We start from the raw sequence: 24,988 nt of genomic DNA on the forward strand, positions 1-24,988 counted from the left end.
AGGTAATTATTATTTCTTGAAATGACGGCCGATGACGGGTAATTGGTGCAAAGGTAATTCCTTTTTTACAACCATCCATGCATAAAAGGCAATTAAAATCGTGCTGATGGACAGTCTCGCCCATATCGAGCCGACATATCGGTACGACAGGAGCATACCGGCGAAAAGGACGGCAGCCAACACGAAGAACAATGCGGCCGATCGCAGGTCGTAGGGGATGGGATAATTCTTTTGCCCCATATAATAAGATAGGAGCATCATGATGAGGTTGGCAAAGAAGGTTGCCCAAGCGCAAGCCATATAACCGACAACCGGGATGAACAGGATATTGATAAGCAGCGTGACGGCAAAACCGATGAGCGACATATAGGCGCCCCATTTGGTTTGATCGGTGAGTTTGTACCATAACGACAGATTGAAATAGATGCCGAAGAACAATTCCCCGATCAATACGATGGGTACCACTTTGAGGCCGATATGATACCTTTCCGGAATCAGGAATTTAATGATATCGATATAACCCGTGGTCAGGAGAAAGATAAGCAGGCCGAGAAGAATGAAATACTTTGTGGCGTCGGCATACGCTTGCCGGTTGCCGTCGCCTTCTTTGTTCCGTGCGAAAATAAAGGGTTCGAAAGCATAGCGGAAAGCTTGGGTGAACATCACCATAATGACGGCGATCTTGAAGTTTTGTCCGTAAATGCCCAACTGGGTGTAAGCCTCGGCCTTGTCGGGATATACCCAAGGGAAAATGATTTTATCGACGGTCTGATTCAGGATGCCAGCCACGCCCAGCACGAGCAACGGCAGCGAGTACCGCAGCATACGTCGCAGCAGCGCCTTGTCGAAGGTGAACTTCATCCGCATTTCGGGCGTCAGCAACAGGAACTGAACGATGGATGCCAGCAGGTTGGCGGTCAAAATATAATCGATGCCGTTCCGGATGTCGAACCATCCGAAGGTCTCGGGGAAAAGCGTTTTCAGCCACGGGCACAGCAGGAAAAAGAACAGGTTGATGGCTATCGTCAACACGATATTGATCATTTTGATGGAGACGAAGCGAATGGGCCGTTTCTTAAAACGAAGATTGGCAAAGGGGATGGCGCTCAACACGTCGAAGCATAAGATGACGACCAGCAACAGCAGGTAATGCGGCTTCATCTCCGTCCCCCCCAATTCGAAGGCGAGGGGCTTGAGGAAAATCGCCGTCAGGAGCAGAAACAGGAAGGTGGTCGAGCAAATGCTGAGAAACGTGGTGGAAAAAACCCGTGCGGGATTATCCTCTTTATTGGCAAAGCGGAAAAAGCCGGTTTCCATGCCGTATGTCAGGATGACCTGCAACAGGGCCACCCAGGCATAAAAGTTGGTGAGCACGCCGATGTCGGCGATGCGGGGCAAGGCAAAAGCCCAATAAAGCCCCAAAAACCAGTTCAGCAGTTTCGGGAGGACGCTGCCGACACCGTAAATGACCGTTTCCTTTGCCAGCGATTTCATTCCGTTTGCCATATCGAATACCTGTTTTGTGTGATTTACGATGCAAAAATAACATTTAATCTCCGGTTTGCGCGACAATTGAGGGCGTTTATTACCGAGGGTGTCGCTTGGAGCAACATCCCCGGCAAAAGAACGAGCGACCTCTTCGGTTAAGATAAAAATATGTACATTTGCACTAGTTTTTCAACGGATTATGAACGGGGAAGCGATGAATACGGTACTTATTGTAGATGACGAGGCGCAGATACTGAAACTGTTGTCGAGGATTATCGGTTTGGAAGGATATCAGGTGGCGACCGCTTCCGACTGTCGATCGGCTTTGAAACAGATCAGCCGCCAATCCCCGCAGGTAGTGCTGTGCGACGTTTTTTTGCCCGACGGCAACGGCGTCGATCTGATAAAGGAAATAAAAAAAACATCCCCTCATACCGAAATCATTTTGCTCACGGCCCACGGCAATATCCCCGACGGCGTGCAAGCCATTAAAAACGGTGCGTTCGACTATATTACCAAAGGAGACGATAACAATCGAATCATCCCTTTACTGGCCCGGGCGATGGAGAAGGCGCGTATGAACGCTTCACCCGCCGCGACCGAAGCGAAGTCCGGCTCGCGTTATTCGTTCGATTCGATTATCGGCCGTTCGGCAGCCATTGAACAAGCCGAAGCATTAGCCCGGAAAGTGGCGGTGACCGATGTGCCCGTATTGCTTACCGGCGAGACCGGCACAGGAAAGGAGGTCTTCGCGCAGGCGATCCATCATGCGAGCGGCCGGGCTAAAAACCGTTTCGTCGCAGTGAATTGTTCCGCGTTGAGCCATGAATTACTCGAAAGCGAACTCTTCGGACACAAAGCCGGCGCTTTCACCGGCGCACTGAAAGATAAGAAAGGACTTTTTGAAGAAGCTGACAAGGGAACGATCTTTTTGGATGAAATCGGAGAGATGGCGGTCGATTTGCAGTCCAAACTATTGCGTGTGCTGGAAAACGGCGAATATATGAAGGTGGGCGATACCAAGCCGGCGAAGGCCGATGTACGCCTCGTGGCGGCGACGAACCGCAACCTGAAAGAAGAAATAGCGGAAGGTCGTTTCCGCGAAGACCTGTTTTATCGCATCTCGGTGTTTCAGATACATTTGCCTCCGTTGCGCGAACGGGCAGGCGATATTCCGCTGTTAGCGCAGTATTTTGTCGGTATATTATCGAAAAAGCAGGCCCGTCCTTCGCCTATTGTTACTCCCGCATTTATGGATATGCTTGCCGGACAGCCTTGGAAGGGAAACATACGCGAGTTGCGGAATGTCATCGAGCGGAGCCTGATCGTGCGCGAAGGCGATACGTTGGATGTGCAGGACCTTCCCTTGGAACTGCAACTCAACGGCCATACCGTTACCGAAACCGATGAGGCGGCCGGCCTCGAACTCGCGGCGATGGAGAAACGCCATATCATCCGCATTCTGGAATATACGAAGGGCAATAAGACGGAAGCCGCCCGCCTCCTGAAAATCGGATTGACAACGCTTTATCGTAAAATCGACAAGTATAAGATCTCCCTTTAACCGTCAAACCGCTTGAAGCGGTTACACCGACCGCAACCTTACCAAAACGGAAATCTTTTTTCAAAATGAAAAAGCAGGGTAACCGCCCTTTATCCCCACCCGAAATTTATCGTACTATCATTCAATCCCCTATCCGCAAAACCTGCTTTCAGGCATATTCTTTGACCGTATCCGGCACGTAGTCTGAGAAACTGTTTAAATTTCTTACGAAACGCGGAAATGAAAGTATTCTTCGCCTTCAAAAAGTTTCTTTTTGAATCACGAAACAAATTTAAACAGATTCCGAATGATAAAGAATTTATTCTTATGGTAAGAATGTTTGCTAATTTAGAAAGGTTATTAATCGGCAAAAGCTTAAAGACAAATGAATTGAAATCCGAAAAATTCAATGTCTTCTGGGGATTTCCCGTTCTGTCGAGCGATGCCATCTCATCGGTGGCGTATGCAGGTGAAGAAATACTGTGGGTGCTCGTTCCCGTTTTGGGGCTTCTTTCGTACGGCTCCATGTTTTATGTCGCCCTAAGTATTGTCTTTTTGATGATTTTGGTGGCGTTTTCATATCGTCAAACCATCGATGCCTATCCTCAGGGCGGGGGATCGTATATCGTGGCGAAAGATAATTTGGGGGTTATTCCGGGATTGATAGCCGGCGCCTCGTTGTTGATCGGATATGTGTTGACGGTGGCCGTGAGCATGTCGGCGGGCACGGCAGCCATCGTTTCCGCTATTCCGTCGTTATTGCCTTACAAGGTTCCCATTACGTTCGCTTTTATTTTTATTCTGACCGTCGGCAATTTGCGAGGCATCCGGGAATCGGCGAAGGCGTTCGGCCTGCCCGCCTATTTGTTCATACTCGTCATCCTGGTGATGATTGTTGTCGGGATTTTCAAGGTGAAAGTGATGAAGTACGAGCCGGAACCCCTTTATGAAATTCCGACGATGGTGTCCGACATCACACTGGTTTTGTTCTTACGGGCGTTCTCGTCGGGTTGTACGGCGCTTACCGGAATAGAAGCGGTGAGTAACGGCATCCCGAACTTCCGGTCCCCTTCGCAGACAAATGCCAAAAGGGTGTTGGAACTGATGTCGTTGGCCATGCTGGTTATCTTCGGCGGCATAGCCTATCTGGCCACGCTTTACCATGCCGTTCCCAATCCCGATATGACCGTCGTGGCTCAAATCGCTTATCAGGTGTTTGGAGGCAACGCGCTGTTTTATCTGGTTCAGGTCATGACGGCCATTATCCTGATCATGGCCAGTAATACCGCTTTTGCCGACCTGCCTTTACTGCTGTCGATTATTGCAAGGGACGGATATGCTCCCCGGCAATTTACCAAACGGGGAAAGCGGTTGGGATATTCCAACGGGATTATCGCCCTCGGCATCATTTCCGCCATTTTGGTCATCCTGTTCAAAGGCGATGTTCATAGCCTGATACCCATGTATGCGGTAGGCGTTTTCATTTCTTTTATGTTGTCGCAGGCGGGGATGTTTATGAAATGGATACGGGAAAGAAGCCGTGGATGGTTTCACAAAGCTGCCGTTAACGGCCTCGGAACCGTCATCACGTGCGTCACGGCGGCCATTATCGGCATTACCAAATTCACGTCCGGGGCATGGGCGGTGTTCGTCATAACGCCGGTATTGGTATATGTGATGTTTAGTATCAAACGGCATTATAATGAAGTCGCCCGCCAACTGAGCCTTTCCCTCGACGAGCGTCCGAAGGAGAAAATCGATTTTATGAAACAGAAACGGTATGTCATCGTGCCCATCGACTCGGTAAACAAGTCGTTTTTGAAAGCGCTGAATTATGCGCGCTCCATCTCGGAGAATATCGTCATTTTTCATGTGTCGGTCGATGATGCGGCTACCGATGCGCTTTTGAAAAAGTGGCGCGAATATAATGTGGGTATCCCGATGGTGGTGAAAAAATCCCCCTACCGTAGTATCCGGTCCCCGCTATTGCAATTTATCGAATCGGATGAATACGGCGCCGGCCCGAAAGATACCGTTACGGTGGTGATGCCTCAACTGGTCATCAACAAATGGTGGGCCAACTTGCTTCATAATCAGACGTCGTTGTTTATCCGGACACGGCTGCTGACAAAACGCAATATCGCCATTGTGACCATCCCTTATCTTATTTTCGAAGATTGACTTGCGTGCGCGGCAGATTGTTTATCTTTGGCATTCTTAGAAACTGTTTTGAATTTTCGTTTCGCATCGAATAGCGGGCTATTTGAAAGAAAGGAAAGTTCAAAGGCGCAAAAAAGGGCAAAAAACAGCATAAAAGAATAAACAAAATTAGATCATTCGGAAAATTCAAAACAGTTTCTTAATTAAATTGATTGGCGATATGAACATTAAAACAAAATTAGTACTCGGGCTTGGCATACTGGCCGGGATGATTGTCCTGCTGGTGGCGTTATCGATATTTAATTTACAAATACTGACCGAAGTGGAGCCTGCCAGTCCCAACGCGCCCGTTTACCTGGAACGCGCCCTTTTGTGGATATCCGTCATCGGAGTGGTGTGCATCGTCACCGGCGTGGCGCTGCTGTTGTGGTTGCCGTCTTCCATCAACAAAACCATCCGTAAACTGACCGACGGCATCGTGGAAATAGCGAACCATAACTATGGCAAACGGCTCGACACGAAACCCAACGAAGAGTTTTACGGCGTGTCGGAAAGCTTCAACCGTATGGCGGAACGGCTCACGGAGTACCGCGAAAGCATATTGACGGACATTCTCGCCGCCAAACGTTTTCTCGAAGCTATCGTGAACAGCATCAACGACCCCATCATCGGGTTGAATAACGAGAAGGAGATTCTTTTTATCAATGATGAAGCGCTCACTATTTTAAATCTGAAGAGGGAAGAGGTGATCCGTAAGTCGGCCGAAGAATTGGCTCTCCGGAACGACTTGCTCCGGAGGCTGGTACGTGAGTTGATGACTCCTGCCGGCAATAAGGAGCCGCTGAAAATCTATGCCGATAACAAAGAGAGTTATTTCCGCACGTCCTACATCCCCATCCAATACAAGGACGAGGACAAAAGCGCCGTCACGAACCTGGGGAATATTATCATGCTCAAGAATATCACGGAATTCAAGGAACTCGACACGGCCAAAACCACCTTTATCTCTACGATTTCGCATGAGTTGAAAACGCCTATTTCGGCCATTATGATGAGCCTGAAGTTGTTGGAGGATGCGCGTATCGGCGGATTGAACGCCGAACAGCAGCAATTGTCGGCCAGCATCGAGGAAAATGCCAAACGGCTGCTCGACATCACGTCGGAATTGCTCAACATTACGCAAATCGAAAACGGACGCTTGCAGCTACGCCCGCGCATCACCAAACCGATCGAATTGGTACAATACGCCATTAAGGCCAATCAGGTGCAAGCCGATAAATTTAATATACAAATAGAGGTCGATTATCCTGAGGAGGGAAAAATCGGCAAGTTGTTTGTCGATAGCGAAAAAATAGCCTGGGTGCTGACCAACCTGCTTAGCAACGCCATCCGTTATTCGAAGGAAAACGGGCGTGTGGTCATCGGCGCCCGGCAGGAAGGGGACGGTATCGAAATGTATGTGCGCGATTTCGGCAAGGGCATCGACCCGCATTATCATCAAAGCATCTTCGACCGCTACTTCCGCGTGCCGGGAACGAAAATACAGGGCAGCGGACTGGGACTTTCCATCTCGAAGGATTTTGTGGAGGCGCATAACGGCTCGCTTACCGTGGAAAGCGAACTCGGCAAGGGCAGTACGTTTATCATCCGCCTGAAAAAATAGTTTGAAGGCCAACCTTTCCTCTCCGGAAGGCCTTAAAAGTTGTTGGATAGGCAAACCTTCATCGGAGGAAGCGTAAAAAGTATGTTGGATGATGAAACTTCCGTAAAAAGTTGGACGAAAAGTTTGTTGGACGACGAAACTTCCGTAAAAAGTCGACCGAAAAGTTTGTTGCATGGTCAAACCTTTGTCGGAGAATGCCTGTAAAGTTTGTTGGACGGTCAACCCTACATTTTAGGATGACTGTCAAACGGGTTGGATCTTCTTCGGTACACAAAACAACCGGCTTCCGATGGATGATCGAGCGCATAATCATCGGCTTTTTCGTCTTTTAGCAGGTGGATGACCATAAAATCGCCGATGGCAGCCGTGATAAAAAAAATCCCGAAGAGGGTGATGCGGTATTCTCCCACCGCCACTCCCGCCACGGCGGGAATCAATCCGAGTAATAGCGCCGGCATCAAGGCTCCCAGCCGGTAATGTTTGATTTTGAGCGGTTCGGTGCAATGGCAATAAGGCGTGAGGTACTTCCACAATACTCCGAAGCGGATGGAACGGAATCCCCCCGGGGCGAACAAAGCCCACGTCACCCCGTGGATGCATTCGTGAAGAACGATTCCTATAAAAAACGCCGCCAGAAACACGGCCCCGTCCCGCAGGTAAGTCATCGGGTCGGAGGCGGTGCGAAAATAAGCCAGCATTGCCTCCCCATGCAGCAAAACATGCGGGATGGTGAAAAGAAGAAATACCGGAAGGATGATTTTAAGTCCCACTTGGTTCGCCTTTTCGATGGAGATGGTCTTTAAAACCTTATCGTATTGCCTTTCATCAAACATTCCTGTATATTTTGTTAGTTGCTTTCAGAGATAGGGGCCGCCGCCGATGATACTTCGCGGATAGAGGGCTTCGGCCGATAGGCGACCACCCTGAAACATACCGGCGAAAGTCGGGTGATAAAAAAACGCAGCGATTGGAAGAGAACCGCTGCGTTTTTATTAAGATGCGTTCAAAAAACGCCGTTAATCGTTCATCGAAATCAAAAATTCTTCGTTGTTCGCGGTTCTGCGCAAGCGGTTCAGCAAGAATTCCATAGCTTCCACCGAATTCATATCGGAGAGGTAGTTACGCAGCACCCACATGCGGTTGAGCGTTTCGGCCGACAGCAGCAGGTCGTCGCGGCGCGTGCTCGAAGCGATAATGTCGATAGAAGGGAAGACCCGTTTGTTCGATAGCTTGCGGTCGAGTTGCAGTTCCATGTTACCCGTTCCCTTGAATTCTTCGAAGATCACGTCGTCCATCTTGGAACCCGTATCGGTCAGCGCCGTGGCGATGATCGTCAGCGAGCCGCCGAACTCGATGTTACGCGCCGCACCGAAAAAGCGTTTCGGTTTATGCAAGGCATTGGCGTCCACACCGCCCGAAAGCACCTTTCCCGAAGCCGGTTGCACCGTGTTGTAGGCGCGCGCCAGGCGGGTGATCGAATCGAGTAAAATCACCACATCGTGCCCGCACTCCACCAGTCTTTTGGCTTTATTGAGAACGATTTCGGCGATCTTCACGTGGCGGTCGGCCGGCTCGTCGAAGGTCGAAGCGATTACTTCGGCATTCACGCTGCGTTCCATGTCGGTTACCTCTTCGGGACGTTCATCGATCAACAAGATGATCATATATACTTCCGGATGGTTATCGGCGATAGCGTTGGCGATATCTTTCAGTAACATCGTTTTACCGGTCTTCGGTTGTGCCACGATCAATCCGCGTTGCCCCTTTCCTATGGGCGAAAACATATCCACGACCCGGCACGACAAATTATCTTTGTGTCCTTTGGTGAGATTGAATTTCTCGTTCGGGAATAAAGGTTTCAGATGATCGAACGGCACCCGGTCCCGCACTTCGTCGGGTTTGCGTCCGTTTATTTTGTCGACTTTCACCAAAGGGAAGAACTTTTCGCCTTCTTTGGGCGGGCGAATGGGGCCTTCCACCACATCGCCGGTTTTCAATCCGAAAAGGCGTATTTGTGATTGCGACACATAAATATCGTCCGGCGACGACATATAGTTATAATCGGATGAACGTAAGAAGCCGTATCCGTCCGAAATAATTTCCAATACTCCCGAAGCGGTAAGGATACCGTCGAAGTCGTAAACAGGCTCTTTTTCTTTGTGGGGTTGATTGTTCTGATTATTTTGATTCTCTGCTTTTTTAGGGGCAGGTTGAGGTTTCGGCTGAATAGGGGTTGGAGTGATAAGGTCTCGGATAGAGGGTTTTTCAATAACCACCGGCGTTTCGGCTTCAACTTCCGCATCGCCTTCTGTTTCTTCGGCTACTACGGGAGGCAACGTAACGGGAGGCGGCGTTGTTTTTTTCTCTTCATTCCGGTGTTTGGAAGAACGGAAAACGAGTTGAATCGGTTTGCCCGGAGCCGGTTTCTGCTCGGCCGCGGCGCTCTCTGTTTTCTTTTCGGTTTCGGGTTCTGCTTTAACCGCGGTTTCCGCCGGAGTCTCTTTTTTCTCGACACTCACTTTGGGTTCCTCCTTCTTCTGTTCCGGAAGAACGTGCGCAGGTTCCTTTGTTTCTCTTTTTGGGGAAGCCGCCGGTGGCGCTACGTTTGCGTTGACCGGCTGCAATTTTTTCTCAGCCGGCAATTCGGCAACTACTTTATCCGCAGGCGGTTTCGGAGCTTCTTTTTTCGAAAGAACAGGCGCTTCCTGTTTCTTTTTCGTCGTTTTTTGAACAGGCGCCTTTTTGACGTTAGGGGTAGGTTTGGTATCGTCGATAGCACTCAGTTTTTTGGTGCCGGCGATGGCCTGTTCGTCAAGAATCTTATAAATCAATTCTTCTTTTTTGTATGCATCAGGACGTCTGATGCCTAATTCTTTGGCAAGAACTCGTAATTCTGTCGTGAGCTTTTCGTTAAGCTCAATAATGTTATAAGCCATGTAAATTGTATTGAAATCCTATATGGTTCTTAAATAAATGTTTGTTATTGTAATAAAGATCGTTTTGATCGATAATATCATATTTAATCCCTTAAATCAATAAAGAGAAATATGATAAAATTAAAATTGAAATGTTTGCCTTTATATGGAATACAGAACGGACTACGATCGGGACCTTCTATAATTATGGGACCCTCTCTATTAAAATCAATCCTGGATTTGAAATTCCTTTGAAAAACAGTAGTACGTGTTCATTTACTGTTGGAGATTCACGGGGCAAAGGTAGTCTTTTTTTTGAAAACTACATCACTTCCCGCCAATTTTTTGTTATTTCTTCTTTAATTGCGATTTTCTTCTTAGTTGACCTGCATGTTCAACTGATTGGAATTATCACGGCGTCTGTCGATTTCTCTCTTATATATCTGTACCCTTTTTCGGTCTAAGGAATCGGGGCGTGTCGCTTTTAGAAACAATTGTTCCGACTTGCCGATCCATTCGGAAGCGAGTTGCATATCGTCGAGCATCTCGTAGGCCAAGGCGATATTGCTGGCTGCTTTTGCTTTCTTGAGCTCATTTGTTTCTTTCTCATAAAATGCCTCCCACTTGCTTACCGCATTCACCCAGTCTTTATTCTGTGCAAACGTTTCCCCTTCACGCATCAGGGCGTTGGGTAAGGTGTAAAACCACCGGTCCTGCATCACCCAATGAGGAGAGAATACCGAGGTCATTTTTTCCGCGGCGTATACGGCGGCTTCTTTCATTGCTTCTTCGTGGGAGGGAAGGATCTCTTCGGCATATAAATAGCCGTTTTGCCTCTCGAATCCCTGCCAGTTCAGGCTATCGGTAAAATGAACGGCGGGTATTTGTCCTGTCATAGAAGGAAGATAAACCCGCACAATCGATTGGATATTGGCTTTCATAGCCGCCCATGAATATCCTTGTTGCCTGAAATGCTCATTCTTATGCGTTTCAATAAGCAGTTTGTCAAGAGAAATGATGGCGTCGACATGATGTTCCGTTCGCAGCTCGTTCATTTTGTCGGGACTAATGGGCTGTTCCGTGAAGAAATCGTGATCGCTGCGCAGGGGTTCTTGCCGGTAAAGTACGGCATCGAAAAAAGCCTCTTCGTTTAGAAACTGCGATAGAGCCTCGGTGTAGAATACAGATATGCTATCGGAAGAAACATTGATCCGTTGTGCTCCGGAGCGTCCTAATAATTGATTCGTGTGGCCGATGTCATTGGGTTGCTGAACCACATTGTTCGCCACGAGGATCGTCCGCACATTTCCGGGAAGCGTAACCTGAGCCGGTTCGAGCGTTTCGATTGTCAAGTATTTTATTCCCGAGCAACCGGTGAAAAACAAGCCTAAAACGATGGAACTTAAAATAAAAAACAAATTTTTCATAGATTTTCCGTATGCATTACTCTTCTACAATAAACAAATGTACTCTAATAACACTTTTGCGTATTTAAATGTTTTGTTGAAATGAATCGGTCGGATGAATATATCCTCCTTGTTCGTTAAGTTAAAATTAATCTTATTCGTAATACCTTTCAACGAGGATCTATGTTTCGCAGAAGAAAAAAAGGCCACCTCGATGGAGATGGCCTCTTTCCTCTTTGGTTAATATAGATACTAGCGTCAAGATAAAAAAGATTGTTTTAGGTTATCGATGCAAAGATACGGCAGCCGGAACAATTAGCCAAATAAAAAAACATGTTATAAAACATAGTTATATAATATGTTTTTGACGCAGTTACGCCGTTTCATTACGTCAAATAATTGGTTACAATAATGTTAAGTTGTGAGTAAAAAAAAGAGTAAACCGAAAAATCAGTCTACTCTTTTAATTCTTTTTTTGAGAATTATTTTCTGATGCCTAATTCTTTAATGATGGCGCGATATCTCTCGATATCTTTTTCAATTAAATAATCGAGCAAACGACGGCGTTTACCGACTAAAATTCTCAAAGAACGTTCCGTGTTATAATCTTTTTTGTTTGACTTTAAATGGTCAGTCAAATGCGAAATACGGTATGAAAACAATGCTATCTGCGCTTCAGGAGAGCCAGTATCAGTGTTAGACTTTCCGTGTTTTGCAAAGATTTCTGTCTTTTTTTCAGAGTCTAAATACATAATTGTTTGTAAAAAATACGATTAAATAAATTTTTTCGGACGACAAAGATACGATTTAAATATGAAAACCAAAATAGATTCGGTAATTTATTCGTTGCGTCGCCGCAATTTTTCACTCAAGCGGCTAATGGCGTTGGTTATTTCCGCATCGGGCTCAATGACATTGTATTCGCCCCAGAAGTCGGGATTTTGAAAATAGTCCACCCGCTCGGCAATGACGTCTGTAGAACGGATGCGCTCTTTGCGTGGAAATTTTACAATATCATCCGTATATCGGTCGGTAACGGCAATCTCCGACCCGATGGTGTACGTGGTTGCAAACAAGCCGAAGAACCGGTTGGTCCAGCGTACGCGGAAAGCGACTTCGGTCCGGCTATGGTTGAAATACCATTTCCCGTTGTCTTCTATAAAATCGACGACATAGAGGGCGTGATCCACCTGCGCTTTCATCTTCGGCGGTTTTCGTTTGATAAAAATGGCTACGGCATCGTCTCTTTTCTCTACGTTCATGTTGAATTCCATACGGGCAAAGGCGAGCGAAGCGGCATCGAGATATATTTTTCCGCGAAAAAGGATGTCGGGTATTCCGGGACGCGGAAGGAAGGAGATAACGTAATGCGGCTTATTGTTTATAGGTGTCATGTTTTCGATATGGAACACATAATCGTCGGCGTTGGCGCCAAAAACAATTTCGGGATTTTTGGCGATATCCAATAACAGGGCGCCGTTTATCCCTCCCTGGAACCGTAATAAGAGGGTGTCGCGCACACTCATGTCGGAGGCTTTGCGCCCGATGTAGATTTTGGCGAGGTCGTCTCCGAAGGAAGTATACGGTGCTTTGTAAATGTCCAATACCGCTTCGGACAAAGAAATATATTGGGAGCGTTTTTTAATCGACTCCCGGTAAAAAGCCACCATCATATTGGGGCCGGCGGGGTAGTTGCGGGGAATGCGGCGAAGGGCCTCCCGCACCAATTCCGTACCGTCGCCCGAAACGACGAGCAATTCCTGTAAGGAAACGGTCGAAAGCGACATCCCGATTTGTGTATCCGGCCGGTTTATCAACGTGATGAGAGGTACGGTTTTGTTATGATAACCCAAATGTCGGATGAGGATGCGGGTATTTTTTGCCGACTCCGGCACACGTAAAGTGAAATATCCCTCTTGGTTTGTCACGCTCGAAATGCTTGAGTGTTCAACCATGATGCTTGCATTCATTAAGGGCTGGCGCGTATCGATATCGAATACCCGTCCCCGTAAAACGAATGTCGAGTCCTGTTGCTGTTCTACATTTTCAGGATAAACTTGACGGATAGACAGCGAGCATAAAAATAAAAGTATGATAACTAGGCTTTTCATAGGATATACAGTAAAAAAATACAGAATAAAAAAGAGTTGAATAATGATGAGACAAAGAAAGAACTTTTTTTGAAAATAGCAAGTTAAATGTTGATATTTAACATTATGATGACTGATGAGATGATGTGTTGATGGGGTGATGGAGACTGGTGGCTGGTGACTGGAGATATTGGACAATGACAAATTACGAATTACGAATTACAAATTACAAATGACGAATGACAAATTACGAATGAAGTCTAAAGACTGAAGACCGTCGACCGGTGATTGAACGAATCATTCAAAATAAATAACCCGGAATAGAAATAACCCCCGATATTTCACTAAATTTGTGATTTAAAAATAACAGGTATTCTATAAAACATGGTTTATACATATGATTTTCTGGTCATAGGATCCGGTATTGCGGGGATGAGTTATGCGTTGAAAGTTGCCGCTCATGGAAAAGTCGCCGTCATTGCGAAAAATTCGCTGGAAGATGCCAATACGTTTTATGCGCAAGGCGGAATCGCTTCCGTTACCAATCCTTGGGACAATTTCGAAAAACATATTGCCGATACGCTCGACGCGGGCGCCGGCTTGTGCGATAAAACGGTAGTTGAAAAGGTCATCCGGGAAGCCCCTGCGCAAATTAAAGAGTTGATCAGTTGGGGCGTCGATTTCGACAAAGACGATAAAGGCAATTTCGATCTTCATCGCGAAGGGGGGCATTCGGAGTTCCGCATCCTTCATCATAAAGATAATACAGGCGCCGAGATACAGATGAGCTTGATCGATACGGTGCGCAATCATCCCAATATCGATGTCTTCGATCAGCATTTCGCCATCGAAATACTCACGCAGCATCACTTGGGGCAGGTTGTCACCCGCCACACGCCCGGCATTGAATGTTACGGCGCTTATATTCTGAATCAGGAGACGAACGAAATCGACACGTTCCTTTCGCGGGTAACCATGATGGCTACCGGCGGCATCGGTTGTATATATCAAACAACCACCAATCCGCTGGTGGCGACGGGCGACGGCATTGCGATGGTGGCCCGCGCCAAAGGCGAAATAAAAGGAATGGAATTCGTGCAATTTCATCCCACGGCTTTTTTCCATCCGAGCGAACGGCCTTCGTTTTTGATCAGCGAGGCGATGAGAGGCTACGGTGGCGTGTTGAAGACGTGCGACGGACAGGAGTTTATGCAGAAGTACGATGCGCGTAAATCGCTTGCGCCCCGCGATATCGTGGCCCGGGCGATCGATACGGAAATGAAAAACCGTGGAGACGACCATGTGTTCCTCGATGTCAGGCACAAAAATGCGGAAGAGACTAAAAAGCATTTCCCGACCATTTACGAAAAATGCCTTTCGTATGGCATCGATATCACTCAAGACATGATTCCGGTGGCGCCCGCCGCGCATTACCTGTGCGGCGGCATTAAAGTCGACCTCGACGGACAAACGAGTATCAGCCGTTTGTATGCCAACGGCGAATGCGCCTGCACCGGGCTTCACGGCGCCAACCGGCTGGCATCGAATTCGCTCATCGAGGCAGTGGTGTTTGCCGACGCTGCGGCAAAACATTCCATACCGCGCTTCCACGACTACTCGCTGCGGGAGGACATTCCGCACTGGAACGCCGAAGGGACGTCGCTGCCCGAAGAAATGGTGCTTGTCACGCAAAGCTATAAGGAAGTGGGGCAAATCATGTCGTCGTATGTGGGCATCGTTCGTTCCGACCTGCGCCTGCAACGGGCGATGGACCGGCTGAACATCCTGTTCCGCGAAACGGAAGATTTCTTCCACCGCTCCGTGGTGTCGAGGGATATCTGCGAATTGCGGAATATCATCAAGGTGGGATATATGGTCATTAAGCAGGCCACGGCGAGAAAAGAAAGCCGGGGATTGCATTACACGATCGATTATCCGGGCAAGGATCCGCTCTCTATATTATAATAAGGTATGCCGACGAAGTCAATTTGCATAAAGGGGAAGCTTGTGGAATTATCCGCGCCGCTGGTGATGGGGATTGTAAACGTCACGCCCGATTCGTTTTTCGAGGGGAGCCGGAAGCAAACCGAAGAGGAAATCGTGCAGCGCTGCCGGCAAATTGTGGAAGAAGGCGGAGCCATCATCGATGTGGGCGCCCAGTCGACCAATCCGCATTCGGAATGGTTAACGGCTCCGCAAGAGGCTGCCCGGCTGATGCCTGCACTGCGGCTCATCCGGAAAGAGTTTCCCGATGCGGTATTGTCGGTGGATACGTTTTATGCCGATGTCGCCCGGCAGGCCGTGGAGGAATACGGGGCGGATATCATCAACGATGTGTCGGGCGGACAGATCGATGCGGATATGTTTGCCACGGCGGCGGCGCTCAACGTGCCTTACATCCTGATGCACATGCGGGGCGTGCCGCAAACCATGCAACAGCACACCGATTACGAGCATTTTATTCAGGAATTGATTTATTATTTCTCGGAAAAGAAAGCGCAGCTTGACCAGTTGGGTGTGAACGATATCATTATCGATCCGGGATTCGGCTTCAGCAAAACGCTGAATCAGAACTACGAATTGATGGCTTATCTAAAATATTTTAATATCTTTGATGCACCGGTGTTGGTGGGCATTTCGCGGAAATCGATGATCTCTCGTCTGTTGGATGTGTCGCCCGAAGAGAGTCTCAACGGTACTTCCGTGTTGCATACCTACTCGCTGTTGTGCGGGGCCGATATCCTGCGGGTACACGACGTGAAGGAAGCCGTGGAATGTGTACGGATTATCTCGAAAATAAAAGAATTTACAAAATAATACGCTTATGTTTAGTCATTTCGGATTTAAAGACCTCGTCGATGTCATCTTAGTGGGCATGTTGCTCTATTACCTGTTTTTGCAGGTAAAGATATCGGGTTTGCGTCCGCTGTTTGCCGGCATTCTCATTTTTTTGGTGATCTGGGTGTTGGTGTCGCAGGTATTCGATATGATGTTGCTCGGATCGATTCTCGATCAGTTTGTGAGCGTGGGTTTGTTTCTATTGGTCATCCTGTTTCAGGACGAAATCCGGCGGTTCCTCATGTCGCTCGGATCCAAGCGCGGGTGGAACATTATCTCGAAACTGTTCTTTCCCGCCGATAAACAGAAAAAAGACCGGTCGTATTATACGGCGCTTGTACTGGCGTGCATGAATATGTCGAAAACCAATACCGGCGCTCTTATCGTGGTGCAAGGCGATATCCAGTTGGGGCTCTATGAGCAGACGGGCGAAATCATCAACGCCGACATTTCGTCGCGCCTCATCGAAAATATCTTCTTCAAAAACAGTCCCCTTCACGACGGGGCGATGATTGTGGTGGGAAAGAAGATCAAGGCGGCGGGATGCATCTTGCCCGTATCGCAGAATCCGAATATCCCGAAGCATTTGGGATTGAGGCACCGCGCCGGACTGGGTATCTCGCAGGAAACCGATGCCAAGGTGATTATTGTGTCGGAAGAGCGCGGAAAGATATCGTTCGCATCGGAAGGCCGGTTGAAACTGAATATTACGCCGGAAGATTTGCAACAATTACTTCTTGAAGAATAGAAAGGGCTGTCAACAGGAATGATTCTCACAAAACTATCCATCATCAATTATAAAAATCTGGAGCAGGCGGAACTCGAGTTGTCGCCCAAAATCAACTGTTTTATCGGCAACAACGGAATGGGTAAAACCAATCTGCTCGACGCCGTATATTACCTGTCGTTTTGCAAAAGTTTTACGAATCCGATCGATTCGCAAATTATCCGCCACGAAGCGGAGGTGTGCATGCTTCAGGGAAAGTATACGTTTGAAGATGGAGCGAGTGAAGAGATTTACTGCGCCTTGCGCCGGCGGCAGAAAAAGCAGTTCAAACGCAATAAGAAGGAATATGACCGCCTTTCGGACCATATCGGATTTATTCCTTTGGTGATGATTTCGCCGGCCGATAACGAGTTGATTCTCGGAGGAAGCGACGAGCGGCGCCGGTTTATGGATATGGCCGTTTCGCAGTTCGACAAGGAGTACCTGAATGCGTTGGTGCGTTACAACAAGGCGTTGCAACAGCGCAACGTGCTGCTGAAAGAGCCGGAGGAGCGCATCGATGCCACATTGCTCGACCTGTGGGAAGACCAAATGGCCGGCGATGGCGTGCTGATCCATCGCAAACGGCGCGATTTTATTGAAGACCTGACGCCCATATTCAACGAATTTTATACCCGCATCAGTCGCTCGAACGAAAAGGTATCGTTCGATTATATTTCGCAACTCACCGGTAACGATTTCCGCAGTATCCTGCGTGGCAACCGCTATCGCGATATGGCGATGGGGCACACCACGGCGGGCGTGCATCGCGACGAGCTGGAGATGCTGCTCGACGGCTTCCCCATTAAAAAGGTGGGCTCGCAAGGGCAAAACAAAACGTACTTCGTGTCGTTGCGCCTCGCGCAGTTTCGTTTCCTGATGCAGACTCGGAAAGAAACGCCCATCTTGTTGCTCGACGATGTGTTCGACCGCCTCGACGCCCAACGCGTGGAAGAGATCGTCAAGTTGGTGTCGGAAGAGCAGTTCGGGCAAATTTTCATTTCGGACACCAACCGCGAGTCGTTGGATAAAATTCTGGACGGGTTACAAAACAACCATGCTGTTTTCTCCGTAAAAGACGGGGAGATTCAACGTCTTAACGAGTAAACATATGTTCAAGAAAAACGCGCAGTCATTGGGAGAAGTTTTGGCCGACTTTTTTGAAAAGAATCCGGGTATCAAAACGAAATTGGCCGAGCACAAGGCGGTCGACGGGTGGCATGAAGTGCTTGGAGAGGGGGTAGCACATTATACGAAAAACGTATATATGAAACGTGGTACGCTTTATGTACAGTTGGCTTCGTCGGTGTTGCGCGCCGAATTACTCATGAACAAACCGGCGTTGATAAAGAAACTCAACGAACATGCGGGCATGACGGTGGTGCGCGATATCGTACTGCGTTGAATTTTTCTTCCCGCTATCTGTTTGGAGCAACCTCGAATTGAATTTTCTTCCAAACGGCCGTTTGGAAACTTTCTTCTGTTGAACTTTTCTCCAAACCGCGGTTTTGAAGATTTCTTCTGTTGAAGTTTTCACCAAACTGCCGTTTTGAAGATTTCTTTAATTGAACTTTTCACCAAACGACCGTTTTGGAGGTTTCTTCAATTGAATTTCCCTCCAAACGTATCGTTTTAGGGCTTTTCAATCTTCAATTTTCTTTCAGAACACCGTTTTGGAACTTTCTATCATTCTTCTTTCTTCCAAATCAACCTTTTGGGAACCTTCCCGGGTATGTTTTTCCTTCCGAAGCCTTTTTTCGGGGCGACCGTGTTCCCCTGAATCGTTGAAAACGGGCGTATGGGTATAACATCAGAAAAAAGCCGATATGCCGACGAAGACTCCCGAGGGATAAGGCGAGTTGACATGCTGTATCAGGTCGTAGTTGAGCGTGATGTGCGAGGAACCTACCCGCAGTCCGCCGCCGACAACTAACGAAGGCACCCATCCCTGCGAACGGCTTCTCTCGCCGGTCGCTTCATCGGTGTAACCCGCCCACAGGTAATTGATTTCGGGTTGGGCGAAGAGGGTGAGGAATCGTACGGGATATACATAGCCGAAGATATTCGCTCCGAGCAAATGATTTTTATAAAGATAGGAGGATTGGTAAGAGTATCCGCGCGTTTTCATATAATAATATTTCATGCCGGCGCCGGCCATGAAATAATGGTTGAACTGATAACCCACCTGCGGGCCGATATTGAACACCGAGTAATTGCGGCTGAAGGAGAGTCCCAGCGTGGCGCCGATGCGCAAGTTTCCCCTGGGCTCTTCCGACTCGTCGTCGGGGGCAGGCTCTTCCGGGCGGTTAGCCGTTGCGATGCGATCTTTGCGCAGATGGATGTTGCGCTCGTCGTCGGCCGCCACGCGGATGGTGTCGTAGGTGATTACCTGCGCCGCAAGGGAGAAGGGTGCGATAAGGAGAAAAAGACCGATTATTTTGTTCATTCCGTTGGATAAATGGGTTTGTATGACTGCAAAAATAGTAAAAAAAGTTGATACACGGAGGATGCCGGACGAGTCACAGTTACCCGTCACCTATTGTCTCTTTGTCCCTTAAGGGTCCCTCAAGTCCCCCTGTTCCCGTCTCCACCCCCGCAGCATCTCGCGTTTACCGGGCGGGCCGGGTAAGCGTTCCACGGCAAAACCGGCCGCTTGCAGCATGCGCCGGACACTTCCTTTGGCGCAATAAGTGGTGATGACGGCGCCTCCGGCACAAGCCTCATAAATTTTGTCGAACAGCGCTTGTGTCCAAACCCCGGGCTGCTTGTCGGGGGCGAAAGCATCAAAATACACCACGTCGAACAGTCCGTCGAAACAGAAACTGTCGGGTTTGCTGAAGTCCCATTGGCGCTTTTCGAGGACAAACGCGGGAGTGATCGCTTGTGCGCGATCCCAAGGCAAGGCGTGCAACTGTAGAAAATGATCGTTTCTATCGGGAGCGATTAATGAGGCAAAATTCAGTTTTCGGGCATCCTGTAACGAAAGCGGATACAATTCGAGCGAAGTGTAATGCGCCGTCTGCTGTCTTTTTTCCGTTTCGAGTAAGGTCAGGAAGGCATTGAGTCCCGTTCCGAAGCCCACTTCCAATATCCGTACATGCGGCTTTTGGCACCGATGTAACGCGGCGTCGATATATACATGCCGGGCTTCCTGTAGGGCGCCGTGCGTGGAGTGATAGTGCTCGTCCAATGCCGGAACGTATAATGTGTGCGAGCCGTCTTCCGTTATCTCAAAATCGAATTTCATTTGATTAAAATACGAAGGAATTGTGAAGAAATAAACGATTTATTCTGAGTTATTCTTTTTCCATTTTCCTTCGTCCTGAATCTCGTCGATAGGGGCGCTATAAACATCGATTTACGCCTTGAGAAATAAAAAAATAACTTCGTCATTTCTGAAAACTTTATTTATTGAAAATACCTAAACGAAACAAAAGTATCAAATCTTTGTTTACTATTTTATCGAACGCTAAAAATTCTTACCTTCGCTTTAAAAAATAAATGAAGAAGACTACTTATATTCTTGTTATCGTTGTTTTGTTGTTGTCCGCCGGGTGCCGGCCGGGATCAAAAGCCGGGCAACACTCCTCCGGGGAGCGTGTGCTTACCGTGACCATCGAGCCGCAACGGTTTTTTCTGGAAAAGATTGTGGGGGATCGGTTTACCGTAAATACATTGATTCCCCCCGGCGCTAATCACGAAACCTACGAACCGGCGCCTTCGGTGATGACCGATTTGGGCAAGAGTTCCATCTACTTTAAAGTGGGAGCATTGGGTTTCGAGAACGCCTGGTCGGAGCGTTTGGGTAAAAATAATCCGGATGTAGCGGTGGTCAATTGCAGCGAAGGCATCGAGGCGATAGAAGATGCGCATAGCGATCATGATCATCATTCGCACGAAGGACATGCCCATTCGCATAGTGAAGGCATCGATCCGCACGTGTGGACATCACCGTCGGCTGTGCGCATATTTACAGCCAATATGTATAAGGCGGTGGTCGAGGCGGATCCCGAAAACGAAGCCTTTTATAAAGCGAACTTCGACTCGCTGACCCGGCGTATAGACCGTACCGACAGCCTTATCCGAGACTTGTTGCAGGACATTCCTTCACGCGGATTTGTCATTTATCATCCCGCGCTCGGTTATTTTGCCCGAGACTACGGGTTACATCAATACAGCATTGAGTTTGAAGGCAAAAACCCGTCGCCTCGTCAACTCAAAGAACTGGTCGACATCGCTCACGCCGAAAACATCCATATCGTGTTTATCGAAAAGGGATACGATACGAAGAACGCCGAAGTGATGGCGAAGGAAATCGGAGCGCGCACGTATACCATCGATCCGTTGTCGTATGACTGGGACGGCGAGTTGCTGCGCATTGCCCGTATTTTAGCCGGAAAAAACAATGAATAAATTACTCGAAATACAAAACCTGACGGTTGGATACGACGCTAAGCCCGAAGTCTTGAAGGGGGTGTCGCTGTCGGTGTACGAACGCGATTTCCTCGGCATTATCGGTCCGAACGGCGGCGGTAAAACGACCTTGCTCAAAACGATTCTCGGATTGATTAAACCGTCGGTCGGAACCATTACCTTTTTCGACGAAGGCAGGTCCGTCCCCGACATCAATATCGGGTATCTGCCGCAGATAAACCAAATCGATAAAAAGTTTCCCATATCGGTCTCCCAAGTCATCCTTTCGGGACTTACCCCGTCGGGCAGGCTTTTCAAACGCTATACCCTCGCAGATCGGGAGCAGGTAAAGCGGGTGGCCGGGCAACTCGGCATCGAACCCTTGCTCGACAAGCCGATAGGAGAACTCTCGGGCGGGCAATTGCAACGGGTACTGCTGGGTCGGGCTATTATCGACAATCCGAAATTGATTATCCTCGACGAGCCGAGTTCGTATGTCGACAAACTCTTCGAAACCAACTTCTACAAACTGCTCGGCGAGCTTAATAAAGAGATTGCCATTATTCTTGTTTCGCACGATGTGGGCACGGTGCTTTCGATGGTAAAGAATATCGCCTGCGTCAATGAGGGCTTGCATTATCACTCCGGTGCCGATATTTCCAACGAATGGTTGCTGGCGGCTTACGATTCGTGCCCCGTTGAGATTCTCGGGCACGGCTCGCTTCCGCACCGGGTGGTGCTGGATCATACCGTAGATGCGAACTCTAAAAAAGCATGACGATACGATGGCGGATGTAGTGTGGATTATTTTGGCAGCAGTTTTAGTGATTATCGGTTCTGTGGGCACCGTGGCGCCCGTATTGCCGGGGGTGCCGGTGTCGTGGTTGGGATTGTTGCTGCTTAAGTTTGCACCGTCGGTGAAAGACGAACTGTCGTGGACGACGATCGTTGTATTAGGCATCGTGACACTCATTGTGAGTTTGCTCGATAACTACTTGCCGGTGTGGGGAACGCAGAAGATGGGCGGAAACAAACAGGTCGTTTGGGGCACGGCGGCGGGGTTGCTGATCGGCTTCTTTTTCGGCCCTCTCGGAATCATTCTGGGGCCTTTTGTCGGCGCCTTGGCAGGGAGCCTTTTGTCGGGTAATAAGATAAAAGCGGCTTTCAAACAAGCTTCCGGCGCATTTGTCGGCTATATCCTCGGACTGATAGCGAAACTGGTTACCGCCGGATTCATTATTTTCTTTTTTATAAAAGCGTTGATGTAATAGAAAGCGTATGTAGCTGTGTTACTTTATGGGATTCTTTTTAAGTTTTAGAGTCTGTCAATACTTGTTTTTGGATTTCTTTTGGAGTGAAGTACTGCGTGGATGAAAATCGTTTGTTCTTCAATGGTGTAATAAATGTCGTAAGGGAACTTACGGGTAAAAGCAACTCTTGCTTCGCCATATCTTTTTTGATATTGTAATGGATGCTCTTCAATGGATGTCAAACAATCTTCGATACTTTCGGTTAATTCTTCCGCTAATTGAAGAGTATGCTCTGCATACCATTCGATCGCTTCGGTGATATCTTGTTCGGCTAAAGATTTTACAATCACTTTATATACCATACCTATCTTTTAAGGTTGTTTTTATTTCCTGCCAGCTTTTTCCGTCGGAGGGATTCTCCTTATGGTATTCTAACCGTTGGCTCAATATTTTTTCGTAATCCGAATCCGGTTCATTTATATCGTTTTCATCCGGATCATAACTATCGGCGAGTGCATTCATCATACGTAACAACCGATGATCTGCCGATCCGATTCGTTTAATGAGATGTTTTCTTAATTCTGCGGTTGTTCTCATCTTTTTTCCATTAAAATAGTTGTGAAATTATTTTGAAAAGAGGCTGTCTCAAAAGTAAAAATAGGGAATATTCTTTTTAATTTACAATCCGTTACTTTCACTCTTTTAATAATAACAATTTTTGAGACAGCCTCTTCTCTATGAAATCAATCCAACGATTTGGTCATATCTTCCGGACGTACCCATTTGTCGAAATCTTCCGCCGAAACATATCCCAATCGGACGGCTTCTTCTTTCAGCGTGGTTCCGTTTTTGTGAGCCGCATTGGCGATTTCGGCCGCTTTGTAATAGCCGATCTTCGGATTCAACGCCGTCACCAACATCAATGAGTTATTCACCAATTCCTTGATGCGTGGCTTGTTGGGCTCGATGCCCGATACGCAGTGAATGTCGAACGATACGGCTGCATCACCCAGCAGTTGGGCGCTTTGCAGGAAGTTTGCCGCCATAACCGGTTTGAAGACATTCAATTCAAAATGTCCCTGCATACCCCCTACGGCAATCGCTACGTCGTTTCCGACGACTTGCGCGCAGACCATGGTTAATGCTTCGCATTGGGTCGGATTCACCTTTCCCGGCATGATCGAAGAGCCCGGTTCGTTGGCGGGGATAATGATTTCGCCGATGCCGCTACGCGGGCCGGAAGCCAGCAAGCGGATGTCGTTGGCTATTTTGTTGAGCGAAACGGCCACTTGTTTCAACGCTCCGTGCGTTTCCACGATAGCGTCGTGAGCAGCCAACGCCTCGAATTTGTTTTTTGCCGTCACAAAAGGAAGGCCGGTAAATTCGGCGATATGTTTAGCGACCACCACATCATAGTTTTTCGGCGTATTCAAGCCGGTTCCTACGGCCGTACCTCCAAGAGCCAGTTCGGCAAGATGCGGCAACGTATTCTCGATCGCCTTGATGCCATGTTCCACTTGAGCGGCATATCCGCTGAATTCCTGACCCAGCGTCAGAGGAGTTGCGTCCATCAGGTGCGTGCGGCCGATTTTCACTACATCCTTCATTTCTTCCGATTTCGCGGCGAGCGCTTTATGCAATTGGCGCAATCCCGCGAGGGTTACTTCCACCACTTTTTTATAGCAGGCAATGTGCATGCCGGTGGGGAACGTGTCGTTTGACGATTGAGATTTGTTCACGTCATCGTTGGGCTGCAAGGTCTTTTCGCCTTCGCCGATTTTTTTTCCTGCCAGTTGATGAGCGCGGTTGGCGATCACTTCGTTCACGTTCATGTTGCTTTGCGTTCCCGATCCGGTTTGCCAGATAACCAACGGAAATTGCTCATCGAGTTTACCTTCGAGAATTTCATCGCATACCCGGGCGATGAGGTCGCGTTTTTCTTGCGATAATACCCCCAGTTCGTGGTTAGCATACGCCGCGCCCTTTTTCAGATACGCAAATCCGTAAATGATTTCAATCGGCATGGAAGCCGGAGCCCCGATCTTGAAATTGTTGCGTGAACGTTCGGTTTGCGCCCCCCAAAGCTTGTCGGCGGGAACCTTCACTTCACCCATCGTGTCTTTTTCGATTCTGTACGTCATAATCCGTTATTTTTAAATATATTGAAAATTTTTTGTGTACGCTACTCTTTTGCGTCCGTTGTTCAAAAATGGTGTTCCGGAGATCGAAAACCATTATTTTTCCTTTACGCGATACCGGAACGCTCACAAAAATACAAAGAAAAAGCCTGATCGGGAAACACACGGTAATAAAAACTTGAAAGAATATCGTACAATCGAGGGCGTCGCCCGGAGACTTTGCCGAGGGTATCGCTCCTTCTTTTACTGAGGCCCTTGCCTGGAGCCGCATCTTCGGTCGGCAACGTCCCCGGAGAAGATATAAAAACGTAATTTAAA

Annotated in this window: 22 protein-coding genes; 11 read left to right on the forward strand and 11 right to left on the reverse strand. The window is 48.1% G+C overall.

The window, feature by feature from the left end:
- Window positions 1-9: 9 nt before the first annotated feature.
- On the reverse strand, window positions 10-1,506 hold the full coding sequence (locus tag ABNK31_RS17255; protein WP_418893658.1) for a polysaccharide biosynthesis C-terminal domain-containing protein: 1,497 nt from the start codon (window positions 1,504-1,506) through the stop codon (window positions 10-12).
- A gap of 196 nt (window positions 1,507-1,702) precedes the next feature.
- Here ABNK31_RS17255 and ABNK31_RS17260 point away from each other — a divergent pair, with 196 nt between their 5' ends.
- The 3 genes from ABNK31_RS17260 (at window position 1,703) to ABNK31_RS17270 (ending at window position 6,854) form a co-directional block, all read left to right on the forward strand.
- Window positions 1,703-3,052: a sigma-54-dependent transcriptional regulator gene (locus ABNK31_RS17260; protein WP_418893659.1), complete on the forward strand. Its 1,350-nt coding sequence runs from the start codon at window positions 1,703-1,705 to the stop codon at window positions 3,050-3,052.
- 369 nt (window positions 3,053-3,421) lie between these two features.
- Window positions 3,422-5,212, forward strand: coding sequence for an APC family permease (locus ABNK31_RS17265; RefSeq protein ID WP_418893660.1), 1,791 nt, complete (start codon window positions 3,422-3,424; stop codon window positions 5,210-5,212).
- 199 nt (window positions 5,213-5,411) lie between these two features.
- Window positions 5,412-6,854, forward strand: a complete 1,443-nt coding sequence (locus ABNK31_RS17270; protein ID WP_418893661.1) for an ATP-binding protein — start codon at window positions 5,412-5,414, stop codon at window positions 6,852-6,854.
- 224 nt (window positions 6,855-7,078) lie between these two features.
- On the opposite strand, the gene ABNK31_RS17275 is transcribed toward ABNK31_RS17270, so the two are convergent.
- The 5 genes from ABNK31_RS17275 to ABNK31_RS17295 all read right to left on the reverse strand — a co-directional run bounded on the left by ABNK31_RS17275 (window position 7,079) and on the right by ABNK31_RS17295 (window position 13,286).
- Window positions 7,079-7,687 carry a DUF3267 domain-containing protein gene (locus ABNK31_RS17275; RefSeq protein WP_418893662.1) on the reverse strand — a complete coding sequence of 203 codons (609 nt, stop codon included), beginning with the start codon at window positions 7,685-7,687 and terminating at the stop codon, window positions 7,079-7,081.
- Between the two features lie 183 nt (window positions 7,688-7,870).
- The gene (rho, locus tag ABNK31_RS17280) at window positions 7,871-9,790 is read right to left on the reverse strand and encodes a transcription termination factor Rho (protein WP_418893663.1); all 1,920 of its coding nucleotides are present in this window, start codon (window positions 9,788-9,790) and stop codon (window positions 7,871-7,873) included.
- A gap of 356 nt (window positions 9,791-10,146) precedes the next feature.
- The gene (locus ABNK31_RS17285) at window positions 10,147-11,196 is read right to left on the reverse strand and encodes a DUF6340 family protein (RefSeq protein ID WP_418893664.1); all 1,050 of its coding nucleotides are present in this window, start codon (window positions 11,194-11,196) and stop codon (window positions 10,147-10,149) included.
- A 461-nt stretch (window positions 11,197-11,657) separates the two neighbouring features.
- Window positions 11,658-11,927, reverse strand: a complete 270-nt coding sequence (rpsO, locus tag ABNK31_RS17290) for a 30S ribosomal protein S15 (RefSeq protein WP_418893665.1) — start codon at window positions 11,925-11,927, stop codon at window positions 11,658-11,660.
- 87 nt (window positions 11,928-12,014) lie between these two features.
- Window positions 12,015-13,286 (reverse strand): carboxypeptidase-like regulatory domain-containing protein, encoded by a 1,272-nt coding sequence (locus ABNK31_RS17295; protein WP_418893666.1) that lies wholly within the window; start codon window positions 13,284-13,286, stop codon window positions 12,015-12,017.
- A gap of 363 nt (window positions 13,287-13,649) precedes the next feature.
- Between ABNK31_RS17295 and nadB the strand changes: the two genes are divergently transcribed.
- The 5 genes from nadB to ABNK31_RS17320 are packed head-to-tail and all read left to right on the forward strand — an operon-like array spanning window position 13,650 to window position 18,274.
- Window positions 13,650-15,230 carry an L-aspartate oxidase gene (nadB, locus tag ABNK31_RS17300; protein WP_418893667.1) on the forward strand — a complete coding sequence of 527 codons (1,581 nt, stop codon included), beginning with the start codon at window positions 13,650-13,652 and terminating at the stop codon, window positions 15,228-15,230.
- 6 nt (window positions 15,231-15,236) lie between these two features.
- Window positions 15,237-16,082, forward strand: a complete 846-nt coding sequence (gene folP / locus ABNK31_RS17305) for a dihydropteroate synthase (RefSeq protein ID WP_418893668.1) — start codon at window positions 15,237-15,239, stop codon at window positions 16,080-16,082.
- A gap of 7 nt (window positions 16,083-16,089) precedes the next feature.
- Window positions 16,090-16,851 (forward strand): diadenylate cyclase CdaA, encoded by a 762-nt coding sequence (gene cdaA, locus ABNK31_RS17310; protein ID WP_418893669.1) that lies wholly within the window; start codon window positions 16,090-16,092, stop codon window positions 16,849-16,851.
- Between the two features lie 18 nt (window positions 16,852-16,869).
- A complete protein-coding gene (gene recF / locus ABNK31_RS17315; RefSeq protein WP_418893670.1) occupies window positions 16,870-17,976 on the forward strand; it encodes a DNA replication/repair protein RecF in 1,107 nt (368 codons plus the stop codon).
- A gap of 4 nt (window positions 17,977-17,980) precedes the next feature.
- Entirely contained in the window at window positions 17,981-18,274 is a 294-nt protein-coding gene (locus ABNK31_RS17320; protein ID WP_418893671.1) for a DUF721 domain-containing protein, read from the forward strand.
- Between the two features lie 405 nt (window positions 18,275-18,679).
- Here ABNK31_RS17320 and ABNK31_RS17325 read toward each other — a convergent pair whose 3' ends face one another.
- Complete coding sequence (locus tag ABNK31_RS17325; RefSeq protein ID WP_321579728.1) at window positions 18,680-19,315, reverse strand: hypothetical protein; 636 nt, start codon at window positions 19,313-19,315, stop codon at window positions 18,680-18,682.
- Window positions 19,316-19,423: 108 nt separating this feature from the next.
- Window positions 19,424-20,116, reverse strand: coding sequence for a tRNA (5-methylaminomethyl-2-thiouridine)(34)-methyltransferase MnmD (gene mnmD / locus ABNK31_RS17330; protein ID WP_418893672.1), 693 nt, complete (start codon window positions 20,114-20,116; stop codon window positions 19,424-19,426).
- Between the two features lie 254 nt (window positions 20,117-20,370).
- Here mnmD and ABNK31_RS17335 point away from each other — a divergent pair, with 254 nt between their 5' ends.
- Genes ABNK31_RS17335 through ABNK31_RS17345 form a run of 3 tightly spaced genes read left to right on the forward strand, consistent with a single transcriptional unit; the run spans window position 20,371 to window position 22,550 of the window.
- Complete coding sequence (locus ABNK31_RS17335; protein ID WP_418893673.1) at window positions 20,371-21,282, forward strand: metal ABC transporter solute-binding protein, Zn/Mn family; 912 nt, start codon at window positions 20,371-20,373, stop codon at window positions 21,280-21,282.
- Window positions 21,275-22,060 carry a metal ABC transporter ATP-binding protein gene (locus ABNK31_RS17340; protein WP_418893674.1) on the forward strand — a complete coding sequence of 262 codons (786 nt, stop codon included), beginning with the start codon at window positions 21,275-21,277 and terminating at the stop codon, window positions 22,058-22,060. The genes ABNK31_RS17335 and ABNK31_RS17340 overlap by 8 nt, the downstream gene beginning before the upstream one ends.
- The gene (locus ABNK31_RS17345) at window positions 22,038-22,550 is read left to right on the forward strand and encodes a DUF456 domain-containing protein (protein ID WP_418893675.1); all 513 of its coding nucleotides are present in this window, start codon (window positions 22,038-22,040) and stop codon (window positions 22,548-22,550) included. The genes ABNK31_RS17340 and ABNK31_RS17345 overlap by 23 nt, the downstream gene beginning before the upstream one ends.
- Before the next feature lie 47 nt (window positions 22,551-22,597).
- On the opposite strand, the gene ABNK31_RS17350 is transcribed toward ABNK31_RS17345, so the two are convergent.
- The 3 genes from ABNK31_RS17350 to fumC all read right to left on the reverse strand — a co-directional run bounded on the left by ABNK31_RS17350 (window position 22,598) and on the right by fumC (window position 24,673).
- Window positions 22,598-22,894 (reverse strand): type II toxin-antitoxin system RelE/ParE family toxin, encoded by a 297-nt coding sequence (locus ABNK31_RS17350; protein ID WP_418893676.1) that lies wholly within the window; start codon window positions 22,892-22,894, stop codon window positions 22,598-22,600.
- On the reverse strand, window positions 22,884-23,129 hold the full coding sequence (locus tag ABNK31_RS17355) for a hypothetical protein (protein ID WP_418893677.1): 246 nt from the start codon (window positions 23,127-23,129) through the stop codon (window positions 22,884-22,886). Before ABNK31_RS17355 ends, ABNK31_RS17350 begins: the two co-directional genes overlap by 11 nt.
- A gap of 146 nt (window positions 23,130-23,275) precedes the next feature.
- The gene (fumC, locus tag ABNK31_RS17360) at window positions 23,276-24,673 is read right to left on the reverse strand and encodes a class II fumarate hydratase (protein WP_418893678.1); all 1,398 of its coding nucleotides are present in this window, start codon (window positions 24,671-24,673) and stop codon (window positions 23,276-23,278) included.
- Window positions 24,674-24,988: the final 315 nt, after the last annotated feature.

This window comes from Limibacterium fermenti (assembly GCF_041902845.1).
Lineage (GTDB): Bacteria > Bacteroidota > Bacteroidia > Bacteroidales > Dysgonomonadaceae > Limibacterium > Limibacterium fermenti.